Annotated in this window: 14 protein-coding genes and 1 pseudogene; 4 read left to right on the top strand and 11 right to left on the bottom strand. The window is 74.8% G+C overall.

Annotated elements, in window-relative coordinates; all coding sequences use genetic code 11:
• Positions 1–457: pseudogene (locus tag LFA75_RS19385) on the top strand (hypothetical protein); the annotation flags it as partial.
• A 2-nt stretch (positions 458–459) separates the two neighbouring features.
• Here LFA75_RS19385 and LFA75_RS19380 read toward each other — a convergent pair.
• From LFA75_RS19380 to LFA75_RS19365, 4 genes are read right to left on the bottom strand one after another with little or no spacing between them, the layout of a single operon-like run.
• Positions 460–1,719, bottom strand: coding sequence for a HAMP domain-containing sensor histidine kinase (locus tag LFA75_RS19380; protein WP_225235230.1), 1,260 nt, complete (start codon positions 1,717–1,719; stop codon positions 460–462).
• Positions 1,716–2,402, bottom strand: a complete 687-nt coding sequence (locus LFA75_RS19375) for a response regulator transcription factor (protein ID WP_225235229.1) — start codon at positions 2,400–2,402, stop codon at positions 1,716–1,718. Before LFA75_RS19375 ends, LFA75_RS19380 begins: the two co-directional genes overlap by 4 nt.
• A 19-nt stretch (positions 2,403–2,421) precedes the next feature.
• Complete coding sequence (locus LFA75_RS19370; protein ID WP_225235228.1) at positions 2,422–3,015, bottom strand: hypothetical protein; 594 nt, start codon at positions 3,013–3,015, stop codon at positions 2,422–2,424.
• Between the two features lie 47 nt (positions 3,016–3,062).
• Positions 3,063–4,073, bottom strand: a complete 1,011-nt coding sequence (locus LFA75_RS19365; protein WP_225235227.1) for an LLM class flavin-dependent oxidoreductase — start codon at positions 4,071–4,073, stop codon at positions 3,063–3,065.
• Positions 4,074–4,152: 79 nt separating this feature from the next.
• Here LFA75_RS19365 and LFA75_RS19360 point away from each other — a divergent pair, with 79 nt between their 5' ends.
• Complete coding sequence (locus tag LFA75_RS19360; RefSeq protein ID WP_225235226.1) at positions 4,153–5,067, top strand: DUF5996 family protein; 915 nt, start codon at positions 4,153–4,155, stop codon at positions 5,065–5,067.
• Here LFA75_RS19360 and LFA75_RS19355 read toward each other — a convergent pair.
• Entirely contained in the window at positions 5,048–5,617 is a 570-nt protein-coding gene (locus tag LFA75_RS19355) for a TetR/AcrR family transcriptional regulator (protein ID WP_225235225.1), read from the bottom strand. The genes LFA75_RS19360 and LFA75_RS19355 overlap by 20 nt on opposite strands.
• Before the next feature lie 86 nt (positions 5,618–5,703).
• Here LFA75_RS19355 and LFA75_RS19350 point away from each other — a divergent pair, with 86 nt between their 5' ends.
• Positions 5,704–6,615 (top strand): SDR family oxidoreductase, encoded by a 912-nt coding sequence (locus LFA75_RS19350; RefSeq protein WP_225235224.1) that lies wholly within the window; start codon positions 5,704–5,706, stop codon positions 6,613–6,615.
• A gap of 10 nt (positions 6,616–6,625) precedes the next feature.
• On the opposite strand, the gene LFA75_RS19345 is transcribed toward LFA75_RS19350, so the two are convergent.
• Complete coding sequence (locus LFA75_RS19345; RefSeq protein ID WP_225235223.1) at positions 6,626–6,934, bottom strand: nuclear transport factor 2 family protein; 309 nt, start codon at positions 6,932–6,934, stop codon at positions 6,626–6,628.
• A gap of 81 nt (positions 6,935–7,015) precedes the next feature.
• Between LFA75_RS19345 and LFA75_RS19340 the strand changes: the two genes are divergently transcribed.
• Positions 7,016–7,804: a MerR family transcriptional regulator gene (locus LFA75_RS19340; protein WP_225235222.1), complete on the top strand. Its 789-nt coding sequence runs from the start codon at positions 7,016–7,018 to the stop codon at positions 7,802–7,804.
• Between the two features lie 88 nt (positions 7,805–7,892).
• Here LFA75_RS19340 and LFA75_RS19335 read toward each other — a convergent pair whose 3' ends face one another.
• The 5 genes from LFA75_RS19335 to LFA75_RS19315 all read right to left on the bottom strand — a co-directional run bounded on the left by LFA75_RS19335 (position 7,893) and on the right by LFA75_RS19315 (position 14,422).
• On the bottom strand, positions 7,893–8,516 hold the full coding sequence (locus LFA75_RS19335) for a nuclease-related domain-containing protein (protein ID WP_225235221.1): 624 nt from the start codon (positions 8,514–8,516) through the stop codon (positions 7,893–7,895).
• A gap of 136 nt (positions 8,517–8,652) precedes the next feature.
• On the bottom strand, positions 8,653–11,394 hold the full coding sequence (locus LFA75_RS19330) for an MGH1-like glycoside hydrolase domain-containing protein (RefSeq protein ID WP_225235220.1): 2,742 nt from the start codon (positions 11,392–11,394) through the stop codon (positions 8,653–8,655).
• Between the two features lie 47 nt (positions 11,395–11,441).
• Positions 11,442–12,416 carry a GGDEF domain-containing protein gene (locus tag LFA75_RS19325; RefSeq protein ID WP_225235219.1) on the bottom strand — a complete coding sequence of 325 codons (975 nt, stop codon included), beginning with the start codon at positions 12,414–12,416 and terminating at the stop codon, positions 11,442–11,444.
• On the bottom strand, positions 12,413–13,330 hold the full coding sequence (locus LFA75_RS19320) for a GGDEF domain-containing protein (RefSeq protein WP_225235218.1): 918 nt from the start codon (positions 13,328–13,330) through the stop codon (positions 12,413–12,415). The genes LFA75_RS19325 and LFA75_RS19320 overlap by 4 nt, the downstream gene beginning before the upstream one ends.
• Positions 13,331–13,576: 246 nt before the next feature.
• Complete coding sequence (locus tag LFA75_RS19315) at positions 13,577–14,422, bottom strand: fumarylacetoacetate hydrolase family protein (RefSeq protein ID WP_225235217.1); 846 nt, start codon at positions 14,420–14,422, stop codon at positions 13,577–13,579.
• Between the last annotated feature and the right edge of the window lie 15 nt (positions 14,423–14,437).

The following is a 14,437-nucleotide window of genomic DNA, read 5'->3' as shown; positions in this document are numbered from 1 at the left end:
GCGGGGGCGGCCGCTCCGGGGGTCGCCCCGCGCCGCCCCGGGGCCCCGCGCGCGCCGGGCCGGGGTGAGCGCGCCCCCCCGCGACCGGGGGCTGTCCCGGGCCTTGGGTGCGTTCAGGGCGACCGCGGGCTTCGCCCCGCCCGCCCCCGGGGCCGCCGCGCCCCCGCCGCCCCCGCCGTCGGAGGCCGACCTGCGGTCGATGACCCGGATGGTGCTGGGCATCGAGACCGTGCCCACCCACCGCCTGGACGCCGCGGCGCTGCCGACCGATCGGGTCCGGATCGGGGTGGGCGCGTGGTCCGGCGACGCCGCGCTCACCGGCCGGACCTCGCGGGCCGTCGCCGCCGAGCTCGGCGTCCCGCTGGACGTCTTCCCCGGTGGGCACGGCGGTTTCCACCCCGGCCAGGGCGGCGACCCGGCGGCCTTCGCGGCGGTGCTGCGGACGGCGCTGGGCTGAGGTCAGTCGGCCGGGCCGAGGTCCACCCGCACCGTCGTCCCGCCGTCGGAGGTGACGGTGCAGGCACCGCCGGAGGCCTCGGCGGTGCGCCGGACGATGTCCAGCCCCAGCCCGGTCGACCCCCGGCCGGAGACCCCGCGCTCGAGCAGTGCGTCGCCCGCGATGCCCGGCCCGCGGTCCGCGACCTCGAGGACGGCGCCCGCCCGCGACCCGGCCCGCACGGACACCGCGAACGGCGTGCCGGCGGGGGTGTGCGCGAAGACGTTGCCCAGCAGGGCGTCCACCGCGGCACCCAGGTCGGCCTCGGCCACCCGCACCGACAGCGGGCCGGCCGGCAGCTGGACGGTCGCCGTCCGGTCCTCGTCGTCGGCCAGCACGGACCAGAACGCGACCCGGTCGGCCACCACCGCGACCGCGTCGCAGCGGGCCTGCAGGCCCTCGCGGACCGGTCGGCGGGCCTCGGTGATGACGGCGTCGACGGTGCGGGTGAGCTCGTCCACGTCGTCCACCAGTCGGTCCCGGCCGGGGCCGGGCGGCAGGGCGTCGGCGTCCAGCTGCAGGGCGGTGAGCGGGGTGCGCAGCCGGTGGGCGAGGTCGGCGGCGTTCTCCCGCTCGGCGGCAAGCAGCTCGGTGATGCGGCCGGCAAGCCGGTTGACCGCGGTGCCCACGGCACGGATGTCGGCCGGCCCGCCGGGTTCGACCCGGGCGGTCAGGTCGCCGCGGCCGAGCCGGTCGGCGGTGGACGCCAGGTCGGAGACCGGCCGGGTCAGCGTGCGGGCCAGCCGGTCGGCCACCAGCAGCGCCAGGGTGAACAGCACGACACCCAGCCCGCCGAGCACCAGCCAGGTGCGCAGCACGCCGGCCTCGGCCTCCGCCTCGGGCACGAACACCTGGACGACGGCCACGCCGTCGGCCCGGGTCACCGGTTGCACCACGGCGGTGCCACCGGCCACCGCGACGGTGGCCGTCGCGGTGGTCGGGACGTCGCCGGCCACCGCGCCGGGGTCGCCGAGCACCGTGCCGTCGGGCCAGACCACCGCCACCTGCCGACCCGCGGCGACCCCGGCGTCGACGGCGGCCCGCACGTCGGCGGACCCGGCGGCCAGCGCGACCACCGGGAGGAGGGACTGCACCTGCTGGCGGGCGGCGTCCAGCGCGCGGGCCTCGGCCACCCGGGCGACCAGCGAGGCCGCCGGCAGCAGGAAGGCCAGCAGCACCACCGAGGTGGTCGCGGCGACCAGCAGCGTGATCCGGCGCCTCACCCGGTCGGCCCGGCCAGCCGGACGCCGACCCCGCGCACGGTGTGCAGCAGGCGGGGTGCGTCGGCGGTCTCGCCCAGCTTGCGGCGCAGCCAGGACAGGTGGACGTCGACGGTCTTGTCCGAGCCGCCGTAGGGCAGCTGCCACACCTCCGCCAGCAGCTCGCGCTTGGCCACCACGGTGCCGGCCCGCTCGGCGAGGTAGGCCAGCAGCTCGAACTCCTTGGGGCTGAGCACCACCTCGGTCCCGGCCAGCGTCACCCGGTGCGCCCGGACGTCGACGACCAGGTCGCCCACCGTCACCGGGGCGACCTCCGCCCCCGGGCCGGCCGCCCGCCGCAGGACGGCACGGATGCGCGCGTCGAGCTGGCCGGCCTGGAAGGGCTTGAGGACGTAGTCGTCGGCCCCGGCGTCCAGCGCGGCGACGACGGTGGCGTCCTCGTCCCGGGCGGTGGTGACGATGACCGGCACCGCCGACACCGCACGCAGCATGCGGAGCAGCTCGACGCCGTCCAGATCGGGCAGGCCGAGGTCCAGCAGCACCAGGTCGGGACGGCGGTCCAGGGCCTGCTGGAGACCCTGGAGCGCCGTCCCGGCCGAGTCGACGACGTGCCCGCGCTCGCGCATCGTCCGGATGACCGCGCCGCGGATGCGCTCGTCGTCCTCGATCAGCAGCAGGGAGGCCACGGGCGCGACGCTAACCCGGTCAGTCGTCGGAGCCGTGGCCACCCGAGCCGTGCCCGCCGGACCCGGAGTCGTCGGGGCCGGTGTCGTCGGAGCCGTGCCCGCCCGAGCCGTGGTCGTCCGGGGTGACCCCGGCGGTCTGCGTGGCCGGCGAGCCGGAGCCCGGGGACGGGGTGGTCTGCACCCCGTCGTCGTCCCCGCCCTCGACGACGGCGAAGGCCGGGCCGGTGGGCGTGCAGGTCACGACGACGTGGATCCGCCGGTCACCGGCCTTGAACTCCACGTCGGTCGGGGTGGAGGAGTCGTCGACCTCCCAGCCGGCCGCCGGGGCGCTGGCCGCCTGCGGCAGGCCGTCGACGCAAGACCCGTAGACGGTGCCGGCCTCGGTGACCTGCTGGCCGGTCAGCTGCTGGCCGCCGGCGGTCGGGGAGGCCGCCGTCGTCGACGCCGCGTCCCCCGGGGTGGTGCTCGCCGCCGTCGACGCGGCCGACGAGGGGGTGGACGACGACGCCGACACCGGGTCGGCGTCGAGCAGGGAGACGGAGAAGAACCCGAGGCCCACCGCGACGGTGGCGGCGCCGGCCCAGGCGGTGAGGAGGAGAGGTGTGGTTCGCATGCAGGTCACTCTCCGGTCGCGGGGCTCAACGCCAGGTTAAGGCCGCGTCATGCCTGCGCCGGGGACCAGCCCAGGGCCGGGCCGAGGCGGGTGGCCATGTCGGTGAGGATCTGCACGTAGTCCTCGTGGTCGAAGCTGAACGGCAGCGCGAACGCCACCTCGGTCACCTGCTGGAACCCGGTGTGGGCGTACAGCTGCTCGGCGATCTGCTCCGACGTCCCCACGACGTCCGGGGCGAAGAGGAGCTTGCCCGGGCCCTGCGGCTCCCGGGTGCGGGGCAGCCGGGCGGCGGCGTAGGCCTCGTACTTCTCGCGCTGGGCGGGCGTGGCGGTGTCGGTCGGGATGACCACAAGGCCCTGGGAGACCCGGCCCTCGGGGAAGGCCTCCCGGTAGGCGGCGATCTGGCCGCCCTGGATGGCCGCGAAGTCGCCGCCCTCGGCGCCGGTGACGACGCTGGAGGTCAGCAGGTTCAGCCGCTGCTCCGCGGCCCACCGCGCCGAGCGCAGGCTGCCCGCGCCGTACCAGACCCGATCGCGCAGGCCCGGGCTGTGCGGCTGGATCCTGTCGGAGAACACCTCGATGCCCTGCGTGGTCGCCGTCGTGACCGGCTCGCCGCCGACCATCGCCAGGAACCGCTGCACCCGGCCGTAGGTGAAGTCCTCGACCTCGGCGGTGTCGGGGTAGAGCGCGTCCTTGACGTCGTCCCAGCGCATCGGCTGGCTCACGCTGATGCCCGGGTTGATCCGGCCGCCGGACAGCAGGTCGACCGTGGCCAGGTCCTCGGCCAGCCGCAGCGGATTCTCCCAGGCCAGCGGGGTGACCGCCGTCCCCAGCTCGATCCGGGACGTGCGCTGGGACGCCGCGGCCATGATCGCCACCGGCGAGGAGACGCCGTACTGCAGGTGCCGGTGCCGCAGCCAGGCGGAGTCGAAGCCGAGCTCCTCGCCGAGCTGGAGCTGGGTGAGCAGTGCCTCCATCCCCGGGCGCGGGTCGTCGCCGTCGAAGACGCCGATGGTGAGGAAGCCGAGCTTCTGCAGGGGCACGTCGGACGTGGGCACGTGCGGGACAACCCACCCGGGCCCCCGGGCGTTCCCGGCAGGATGGGCGGGCCCGCACCCGATGACCTGGAGGTCCCCCGTGGAGCTGTTCCCCCTGATCCCCTACGCCGGCTGGTCGGACACCCTGGCCACCGTGCACCGGGTCGCCCAGGTCGTGGGCCGGGTGCGGCTGCTGGCCAGCCCGCGGCGCAACCACTGGTGGAACGTGCCCTTCCACGTCACCGGCCGCGGCATCACCACCCGCCCTATGGGGCTGAACCCGACGTTCACGATCGACCTCGACCTGCTCGACCACCGCCTGGACGTCAGCACCATCGACGGACGACGGGTGTCGACCTCCCTGCTGGGCCGGCCGGTCGCCCAGGTGCACGCCGCGGTGGTGGCGTCGCTTTCCGACCTCGAGATCGACGTCGACATCGTCGACGCCCGCCCCTTCGACCTGCCCGACGCCGACCGGCGCTTCGCCGACGACACCGAGCACGCGTCGTGGGACCCGGCCGCCGTCACCCGCTACTGGCAGGTGCTCAGCCAGGTGAACCTGGTGCTCGAGGAGTTCGCCGGCGGGTTCTCCGGCAAGACCAGCCCGGTGCACCACTTCTGGCACACCTTCGACATCGCGCTCACCCGGTTCTCCGACCGCGTCGTCCACCAGCCCGAGGCCGACCCGGTCACCCGCGAGGCCTACTCCCGCGAAGTCATCAGCTCCGGGTTCTGGTTCGGCGACGCCAGCTACCCGGACCCGGCCTTCTACTCCTACACCGCCCCCGAGCCGGCCGGCCTGGAGACCGAGCCGCTGCCCGAGGGCGCGACCTGGTTGGCCCGCGGCGGCAGCCACCTCGCGGTGCTGCCCTACGAGGTCGCCCGGACGGCGGCCGACCCGCGCGCCGCCGTCCTCGCCTTCTACGAGGCCGCCTACGCCGCCGGCGCCACCCGGGCCGGCTGGGACGTCGCCGGTCTGGCCTGCACGAACGGGATCACCGACCCCGCGCGCTGACCTCCCGCAGCTCCGCGAAGCACGCCGCCAGGACGTCGGGCAGGGCCGGCCCGTCCGGGTCGGCCACCCAGCGGTCGAAGGCGACCCGGAAGACCGCGACCGCGGTCTCGGCGGTCAGCGCGGCAGACGCCTCGGCGGACCCGCGCGCCACCAGCATCCCGGCCACGGCCTGGGCCAGGGTCGCCATCTTGGCCAGCTCGCGCTCCCGCAGCTCGGCGTGCGCGGCGACGACGGCCGCCCGGTGCCGCGGTCCCTGGCCGAAGGACTGCAGCAGCGCCGCGCCGTCGCCGAGCCCGGCCGCCGCGGCGTCCAGCGGCGCGGCGGCGGGGTCGGCGCCGGCGATGCCGTCGAGCACCAGGGTCTGCAGCGCGTCGGTGCTGTCGAAGAGCACCTCGCGCTTGTCGGCGAAGTGCCGGAAGTAGGTGCGCTCGCTCAGCCCGGCCCGCTCGGCGATGTCGGCGGTCGTCGTCCCGTCGTAGCCGTGCTCGGTGTAGAGCTCCATCGCCGCCTGGTGCAGGCGCCCGCGCGCGTCCGGTGCCCAGCGACCCATGCACCCGAGCCTACTGATGACAGTCGCTGACATGAGCGTGTAGCGTCGATGTCAGCCACTGCCGTCACTCCTCGGAGTTACCTACCGTGCACGTCTTCATCACCGGCGCCTCGGGCTGGATCGGGTCCGCACTCGTCCCCGAGCTCCTCTCCGCCGGCCACCGGGTCACCGGCCTCGCCCGCTCCGACGACTCCGCCCGGGCGCTCACCGCCGCCGGGGCCGACGTCCTGCGCGGCTCCCTCGACGACCTCGACGTGCTGCGCACCGGCGCGCAGCGGGCCGACGGCGTCGTCCACCTGGCCTTCAAGCACGACCTGGCCTTCACCGGGCAGGGCGCCCAGGCCGCGTCCGCCGACCGCGAGGCCGTGCAGGCGTTCGTCGACGCGCTGGCCGGCACCGACAAGCCGCTGGTGATCGCCTCCGGCGCACTCGGGGTCACCCCGGGACGGACCGCCACGGAGGACGACGGCCGCACCGTCGAGGGCGACCCGCAGGGCGTGCTGGCCCGGCACCACACCGCCCAGCTGACCCTGGAGGCCGCCGACCGCGGGGTGCGCTCGGTCGTCGTCCGGCTGTCCCCGACCGTGCACGCCGAGGGCGACACCGGGTTCATCCCGGCCCTGGTCACCACCGCCCGCACGACCGGGACGTCGGCCTACGTGGACGAGGGCACCACGCGGTGGCCCGCCGTCCACCGCGCCGACGCCAGCACCCTGTTCCGGCTGGCCGTGGAGCAGGCGCCGGCCGGCTCGGTGCTGCACGCGGTGGCCGAGGAGGGCATCCCGACCCGGGAGATCGCCGAGGCGATCGGCCGGGCGCTGGACCTGCCGGTGACCTCGCTGCCGGCCGCCGACGCCGAGGCCCACTTCGGCTTCCTCGGGTCGGTGCTCGGCCTGGACAGCCCGACGTCGTCGGACCGCACCCGGGCACTGCTGGGCTGGACGCCCACGCACCCCACCCTGGTGGAGGACATCGACGCCGGCCGCTACACGCGCTGAGCCCCCGGGTTCACGGTGCGATGACCAACTCGGCGATCCGGCCCTGGCGCAGGGTGAAGCGGAACACCAGGTCCACCACCCCGCCGGGGAAGTCGCCCTCCAGGTGGTTGGTGACCGTCCAGTGGTCGTCGTCGACGCGGGCGCTGCCGGTGCGCTCGGTCGTGTAGGTCCACTCCGACGCCGACCGGTCCAGCCAGGCCTGGATCTCCACGGGGCCGTGGTGCGTGCGGCCCTCGTCGGTGACCGAGGCGTCGGCGGTGAACTGGTCGATCGCGGGCTGGTCGAGGTAGGCGGTCACGGTGCTCGGCAGGTTCGTCATGCCGGGCACCGTGCGCGCTCCCCCGTCGGGAGGGTCAACACGCGGGACCCTCCCCCGGGGAGAGGGTGCGGAGTCGGGCCCGTGCTGAGCATCGGGGAGTTCGCGACCCTCACCCACCTGAGCGTCCGCACCCTGCGCCGGTACCACGACGGCGGCCTGCTCGAGCCCGCCCGGGTGGACCCGGCCACCGGCTACCGCTCCTACTCCCCCGACCAGATCCCCACCGCGCAGGTCATCCACCAGCTGCGCGCGCTGGACCTGCCCCTGGACGACGTCCGCGCCGTGCTGCAGACCGCCGACCCCGGTGCCCGCGCCGCCTTGGTGGCCGGGCACCTGCAGCGTCTGGAGGACCAGCTGGCCCGCACCCGGGCCGCGGTGGTGTCGCTGCAGCGGCTGCTGGACCCGGGTCCGGTGGACGTCGAGCTGCGGTCGGTGCCGGCCACCCCGGTCGCCGCGGTCGAGGCGGTGGTGGGTCTGGACGACGTCCTCACCTGGTACTCCGGGGCGATGGCCGAGCTGCACGCCGTCGTCCCCGCGCCGGCCGGGCCGCCGGGCGGCAGCTACGACGACGCGCTGTTCACCGCCGGCCGGGGCGCGGTGCTGGTGCACCTGCCCACCGACGCGGCGCCGACGTCCGGGCGGGTGCACCCGGTCGTGCTGCCGGCCGTCGAGCTCGCCGTGCGCACCCACGTCGGCGACCACGACGCGATCGACGTGACCTACGGCGAGCTGGGCCGGTGGGTCGCCGACCACGCGCTCGCCGTCGCCGGCCCGGTGCGCGAGACCTACCTGGTCGGGCCCCGGGACACCACGGACAGCTCGGCCTGGCGCACCGAGATCGGCTGGCCGGTCTTCCGGGTCGCGCCCTGACCCGCCCCGGACCCACGCCGTCCAGGGATCCTGTCGCCCTGCAGGGCGGGGATCTGCCTGGACGGCGCGAACGTGCCGAGGCCGGAGATCAGCCCACCCAGGTGCTCGGTCGGCGAGCGAGGTCGTAGACCGCGTCGACCTGGCTGGCGGTCAGCACCTCAGGCTGGCGTGCCAACCAGCGACGCAGGTGCCGCCGCTCCACCACCGCCACGTCGACAGGTTGACGGCGAACTCGAACGGCAGCCGCACCCATGGGGACGACGATTGCCCGGACAGGCACCTCGACCCCACCGGCAGCGGCGAGGAGCTTGGCTGCCCGGGTGGCTTCGTGACGGCTCGCCCGGACGTACGCCTGCCTCGTCCCGTTCACCACCAACCGGTCGCCGTCGACCTGTATCCGGCCTCGGCGGTGGTGCTTCGTGTTGAGCGTGAACACTCCCGCCGGACCGACGACGACGTGGTCGATGTCCGAGCCCCGGCTGCCGACCGGCACGCTGTGCAGCACTCGCCACCGTGGGCCCAGGCGGCGCAACGTGCGTCCGACGAGCACCTCGCCGTCGGCCCCGCGGTGCCAGGCGTGCTCAGGTCGACGGATGCCGAGGATCCGCGCGAGCACCGCCTTGACGGGGTGCTCGGCCTCCAACTCGCGCGCCTTGGCCCGAGCGGCCGAGCCCGGGCGGTTGTCGGCTAGGTCGCGCTGCGTCGTGGCCATCCCGTGGATCGTGACCGCGGACCGCCCCCGCCGCCATCCACCATCACCCGGCCGGGGGCCGCAGCGGACTCACGGCGTCCAGGGATCCTGTCGCCCTGCAGGGCGGGAATCTGCCTGGACGGCGGGAGTCTGCGACCTACGACCAGCGCGGGTCCGGGGGCAGCCGGGGGTTGAGCAGGTGGGCGACCAGCGCCGTCCAGCCGGTCTGGTGGGTGGCGCCCAGGCCTTCGCCGGTGTCGCCGTCGAAGAACTCGCTGAACGTCGGGTGCTCGCGCCACAGCGGGGAGTCCGAGGCCTCGATCCGGTCGCCGTCGGCCGGCCGCTTGCCGTCGACCGGGCGGAACAGCGCGGTCAGCCCGTTGTCGATCAGGTCCGCGGCGTCCACCAGCGTGCAGTGGTTGCCCGACCCGGTGGGCAGCTCGATGGTGAACGTGTCGCCGTAGAACCGGCCCAGCGTGCGCAGCTTGTCCGCCAGCAGCACGTTCACCGGGAACCAGACCGGCCCGCGCCAGTTGGAGTTGCCGCCGAACAGCGCCGTCCGCGACTCCCCCGGCTCGTACTCGATCCGGGCGTCCCGGCCGCCGACCTTGGCGATCACCTCACCGGTGGACTTGCTCAGCGAGCGGATGCCGAACGGGGAGAGGAACTCCTCGGTGTCGAACATCCGGGTGAGGATCCGGCGCAGCCGGTCCTTGTCCACCAGCGACAGCAGCATCTTGCGGCCCTCGGGCGCCGAGCGGCTGCGCAGCGGCGCGACCAGCTCGGGACGACGGCGCTGCAGCCAGCGCAGCCGCTCGGTGACGTCAGGGACCTCCTGGGTGATCCAGTGCGGCACCTCGGTGACCCCGAGGATCGGCAGCAGGCCGACCATCGAGCGCACCCGCATCGGCTGCGCGGCGCCGTCGGGGGCGACCAGGACGTCGTAGAAGAAGCCGTCCTCCTCGTCCCACAGCGACACCTCGTTGGAGCCGAACGCGTTCATCGCCTCGGCGATGGACAGGAAGTGCTCGAGGAACTTGGTCGCCGTGCCGTCCCACGCCTTGTCGTAGCGGGACAGCTCCAGGGCGATCTTGAACATCTGCTGGCAGTAGAACGCCATCCAGCTCGTCGCGTCGGACTGCTCCAGCCGGTACCCCGGGGGCAGCGGCGCCGACCGGTCGAACAGCGCGATGTTGTCCATCCCGAGGAAGCCGCCCTCGAAGACGTTGGACCCGTCGGCGTCCTTGCGGTTGACCCACCAGGAGAAGTTCAGCAGCAGCTTGGTGAACACCCGGACCAGGAACTCCCGGTCCCGGTAGCCGTCGATCCGGTAGACGTGCCAGGCCGCCCAGGCGTGCACCGGCGGGTTGACGTCGCCGAAGGCCCACTCGTAGGCGGGCAGCTGGCCGTTGGGGTGCATCGCCCACTCGCGGCACATGAGCACGAGCTGCTCCTTGGCGAAGTCGGGGTCGACGTGCGCCAGCGGGATCGTGTGGAAGGCGGTGTCCCAGGCGGCGAACCAGGGGTACTCCCACTCGTCGGGCATCGAGATCACGTCGGCCAGCGCCACGTGCCGCCAGGTCGTGTTCCGGCGTCCCTTCTGCGCGCGGTCGGCGGGGGCCGGGACGTCGGGGTCGCCGTCCAGCCACTGGGAGACGTCGAAGCGGTAGAGCTGTTTGGTCCACAGCAGCCCGGCGTAGGCGCGGCGGGCCACGTGCCGGTCGTCGTCGGACAGGCCCGGGTGGATCACCGTGGCGTAGAAGGCGTCGGCCTCGGCCTTGCGCTCGGCGAACACCTCGTCGAAGGACTCGGCGAACATGCCGTCGACCGGCTCGTCGGTGGTCAGCCGGAGCTTGACGGTCACCGTCTCGCCGGGGGCGACGGCGTCCCAGCTGTACCAGAACGCGGCCTTGGTGCCCGAGTCGCTGGGGTTGATCGCGGACTTGTCGCCGTGCACCACCCGGCGGTTGATGCCGTCCTTCGGGTACTTGCTGGCGTTGCGCCGGTCGCCGAACAGGGTCACCGAGTCGGTCTCGTTGTCGCAGCACAGCACCTTGGGGGCGCCCTCGGCGGCGAGCACGTAGCGGCCGAGGAAGCCGTGCTCGGCCTCGACGGCCTCCAGCCCGGACGCCGTCAGGGTGGGCGCGAGCAGCTGGGTCAGGTGGCCCTGCCGCTTGTCCCGCCCCCACGACCAGGTGTTGCGGAACCAGACCTGCGGCAGCAGGTGCAGCGGCGCCGGGTCCGGGCCGTGGTTGGTGGCGGTGACGGTGATGCAGATGTCGTCGGGGGCGGCCTTGGCATAGCTGACCTGGACGTCGAAGAACCGGTCCTCGTCCAGGACGCCGGTGTCGGACAGCTCGTACTCCCGCTCCATGCGCGAGCGCTTCTTGTTCTCCTCGCGCAGCTTGGCGTAGGGGTACTCGGCCTGCGGGTAGCGGTAGAGCCACTGCACCCAGGAGTGCGTGGGGGTGCCGTCGACGGCCCACCAGTGCTCCTTGGCGTCCTCGCCGTGGTTGCCCTCGTCGTTGGTCAGCCCGAACAGCCGCTCCTTGAGGATCGGGTCCTTGCCGTTCCACATCGCGACGGAGAAGTTGAGGAAGCCGTAGCGGTCGCAGAACCCGCCCAGGCCGTCCTCGCCCCAGCGGTAGGCGCGGGCGACGGCGTGGTCGAACGGGAACCCGGCCCAGGCGTCGCCGCTCGCGGAGTAGTCCTCGCGGACGGTGCCCCACTGGCGACCGGCGAGGTAGGGACCCCACATGCGCCAGGGCGCGGACTGGTCGGTGGACTCGGCCAGCCGGGCGTGCTCGGCGCTGCGGGGGTCGACGGCGTCCTGGGGCCCGGGCGGCGGGGCGACCGGGATGTCCTTGACGCTCGGGACGCGGACTCGGCTGGGTGGCACGCGGACACGGTGCCATGCCCGGGTGACGATCCTGTTGACCGACAGCCCTAGCGCTGTGCGGACTCCCGGGGCTCGGTGGCCAGCGCAGCCCGGCCGCGACCGGCGGCCTTGGCGGTGTACAGCGCCTGGTCGGCCCGGCGCATGAGCTGGGCGGCGGTGTCCCGCGGCCGGTGCTGGGCCACCCCGCAGGACATCCCGACGTCCGGGTGCAGGTCGCGCAGCCGGTCGACCAGGGCCAGCGCCTCGGGTCCGGTGCGCCCGGGCAGCAGCAGCGCGAACTCGTCGCCGCCGTGCCGGGCCAGCACGGATCCGGCCGGCAGCGCGCGCCGCCAGGCCCGGGCGACCCGGCGCAGCACCTCGTCGCCGGCGGCGTGCCCGCCGGTGTCGTTGATCTCCTTGAAGTGGTCGAGGTCGAGCAGGGCCGCGCTGAGGACGACGCCCGGGCGCAGGAGCTCCTGCAGCGCCTCGTCGAACCCGCGGCGGTTGGCCAGCCCGGTCAGCCCGTCGACGCCGGCGACCGAGGCCCGGGCGACCAGCCGGCCGGTCACCACGCCCACCGCGACCACGACGACGCCCAGCGCGAGCACCGTGGTGGTGGGCAGGCCGCCGCGCAGCAGGAGGGCCACCGTGACCGCCCCGACGGCGAGGGCTAGCTGGGCCAGGCCCTCGAGGAGGGCGAAGTAGAAGAACGCGTCCACCCCGACGAACATCATGATCGCGCCGACGGCCAGGGCGGTGACCGGATCCGGGGCCAGGAACGCGGCCAGGGCGATGAGCAGGCTGGCGACGGCGACCGGCAGGTGGAAGAAGGCCCGCGGGCAGCGGGCGCCCCACCGGTGCAGCGCGGCGCCGGAGAGGACGGCGGACACCGCGATGGCCACGACGGCCCACCGGCGCGGCTGGTCCGGGGCGCTGCCCAGCACCGCCAGCAGGCCGCTGGTCCCGCCCAGCACGTAGAACAGCGACAGCGTCGAGGCCATCACGCGCGGGGTGGCCACCTCGGGGGCGCGACGGCGCCTCACGACGCGACCCGGGCGGCCGACGCCAGCTCGACCCGACCGCGGCCGGCCGCCTTGGCGGCGTAGAGCGCGCCGTCGGCCCGCCGCATGAGCTGGGCGGCGGACTCCCCGGCGTGCAACTGCGCGACGCCGCAGGACAGGCCGGTGTCGACCAGCCGGTCGCAGAGCCGCCAGACCTCGACGACCGCCTCCTCGCCGCCGCGGCCGGGGAGCAGCAGGGCGAACTCGTCCCCGCCGTGCCGGGCCAGCAGCGCCCCCGGGGGCAGCTGGACCTCGGCCACCCGCAGCAACACCCGGTCACCGGCCTCGTGGCCGGCGGTGTCGTTGATCTCCTTGAAGTGGTCGAGGTCCAGCAGGGCGACCGACGCCGTCCCACCGTCCCGGACCAAGTCCTGCAGGGCGTCGTCGAAGGCGCGGCGGTTGGGCAGGCCGGTCAGCGGGTCCGAGCTCGCACCCGAGGCGCGCACGGCCAGCCGGTGGGTGACGACGGCCAGGGCGACCATGATCGTGTTCAGCGCCAGCACGGTCCCCGCCGCGACGTCCCCGCGCAGCAGGAGGGCGCTGTCGATGACGACGAACCCGCCCAGCACGTGCCCGACGGCGAACCGGCGGGAGAAGAAGTAGCAGGAGTCGACCACGACGAAGGCGAGCAGGCAGGCGAGCGCGACCGCCGACAACGCGTCGACCGGCACCAGCACGGCGAGCGCGATCAGCACCGCCGACCCCCCGACCAGCGCCTGCAGCACCACCCGCGGAACCCGCCGGCCGGCCACGACCAGACCGAGCGCGGAGCCCCCGGTGCACGTCAGGATGCCGACCACCAGCCACCGGCGGACGTCGTCCAGCTCGGTGCCGAGGGCGACCAGCAGGCCCACCACGGTCCCGGCCGTGAAGAGGACAGCCAGCGTCTCGGCCATCACCCGGGGCGTGGCCGCACCTGTCTGCGCGGGGTCCTGCACGCAGAGGTGTTCGGCAGCGGGTGCCTGCCCGTTGACCGGCCCTCCTCCTCCCGGGTGACCGGGGGCGCTGCTGGCCGTCGCGCGCTCAGCCGACAACGGGGTTTCCGGCGTTCTGGTGGTGCACAGAGGGCCGGGAACCTCGTTGTCGCGGGTGCTCCCCGCCGGGAGGACCTGTGCGCCCTGGGCCGGTGGGCCGAGGTGGGGTCAGGCGGTCCGGCGGTCGCCCGCGACGACGGTGGTGCGCAGGACGCCGAGCCGGTCGACCTCCACCTCCACGACGTCGCCGGGCTGCAGCAGCCACGGCGGCGTCCGGGCGTAGCCCACGCCGGACGGGGTCCCGGTGGCCAGCAGGTCGCCCGGGTGCAGCGTCATCGTGCGGGACACCAGCGCCAGGGTCTCCCCCACGCCGTAGACCATCTGGTCGGTCCTGCCGTCCTGCACGGTCTCGCCGTTGACCCGGGTCTGCACCCGCAGCCCGTCGCGGAGGTCGCCGACCTCGGCGGCCGGCACCATCGGGCCCAACGGCCCGGACCGGTCGGCGTTCTTGCCGAGGATCCACTGGCTGGTCAGCTTCTGCGCCCGGCGGGCGGTGATGTCGTTGAATGTCGAGTACCCGACGACGGCGGCCAGCGCCTGCTCCGGGGTGGCGTCGACCAGGGTCTCCCCCACCCAGGCGACGACCTCGCCCTCCCAGTCCAGCCCGTCCTCGTCGACCGGCACCGGCACCTCGGCGTCGCCCACGGTCAGCGAGGCGGTCCAGCGGGCGAACAGCGTGGGGTGCTCGGGCAGCGGCTCGCCGCTGAAGGAGCCCTCCGCGATGTGCTTGAGGTAGTTCAGCCCGATGCAGATCACCCGCGCGCCGGGCAGCACCGGCGGCACCAGCTCGACCTCGCCCACCGGCCGGGGGTCACCGGTCGGCTCGGCGGCCAGGTGCCGGGCCGGGTCGGCCCAGAAGTCGGCCAGCGGGGCGATCTCCCGCACCGTACCGCCGTCGTCGGCGAGGGAGCCGGCGACGACGCCGCCGTCCCGCGCGATGCCCACGAGTCTCATCCGTCCACCTCTGCC

This window comes from Klenkia terrae (assembly GCF_900491935.1).
Lineage (GTDB): Bacteria > Actinomycetota > Actinomycetes > Mycobacteriales > Geodermatophilaceae > Klenkia > Klenkia terrae.
Note: the sequence above shows the minus strand (reverse complement) of the source record. Positions and strands in the feature narration are given on the sequence as shown.

Coding starts and splice junctions, on each gene's coding strand:
- LFA75_RS19370 (WP_225235228.1), bottom strand. CDS start 3,015: ATGCGAACCACACCTCTCCTCCTCACCGCCTGGGCCGGCGCCGCCACC.
- LFA75_RS19355 (WP_225235225.1), bottom strand. CDS start 5,617: ATGGGTCGCTGGGCACCGGACGCGCGCGGGCGCCTGCACCAGGCGGCG.
- LFA75_RS19345 (WP_225235223.1), bottom strand. CDS start 6,934: ATGACGAACCTGCCGAGCACCGTGACCGCCTACCTCGACCAGCCCGCG.
- LFA75_RS19335 (WP_225235221.1), bottom strand. CDS start 8,516: ATGGCCACGACGCAGCGCGACCTAGCCGACAACCGCCCGGGCTCGGCC.
- LFA75_RS19320 (WP_225235218.1), bottom strand. CDS start 13,330: ATGGCCGAGACGCTGGCTGTCCTCTTCACGGCCGGGACCGTGGTGGGC.
- LFA75_RS19315 (WP_225235217.1), bottom strand. CDS start 14,422: ATGAGACTCGTGGGCATCGCGCGGGACGGCGGCGTCGTCGCCGGCTCC.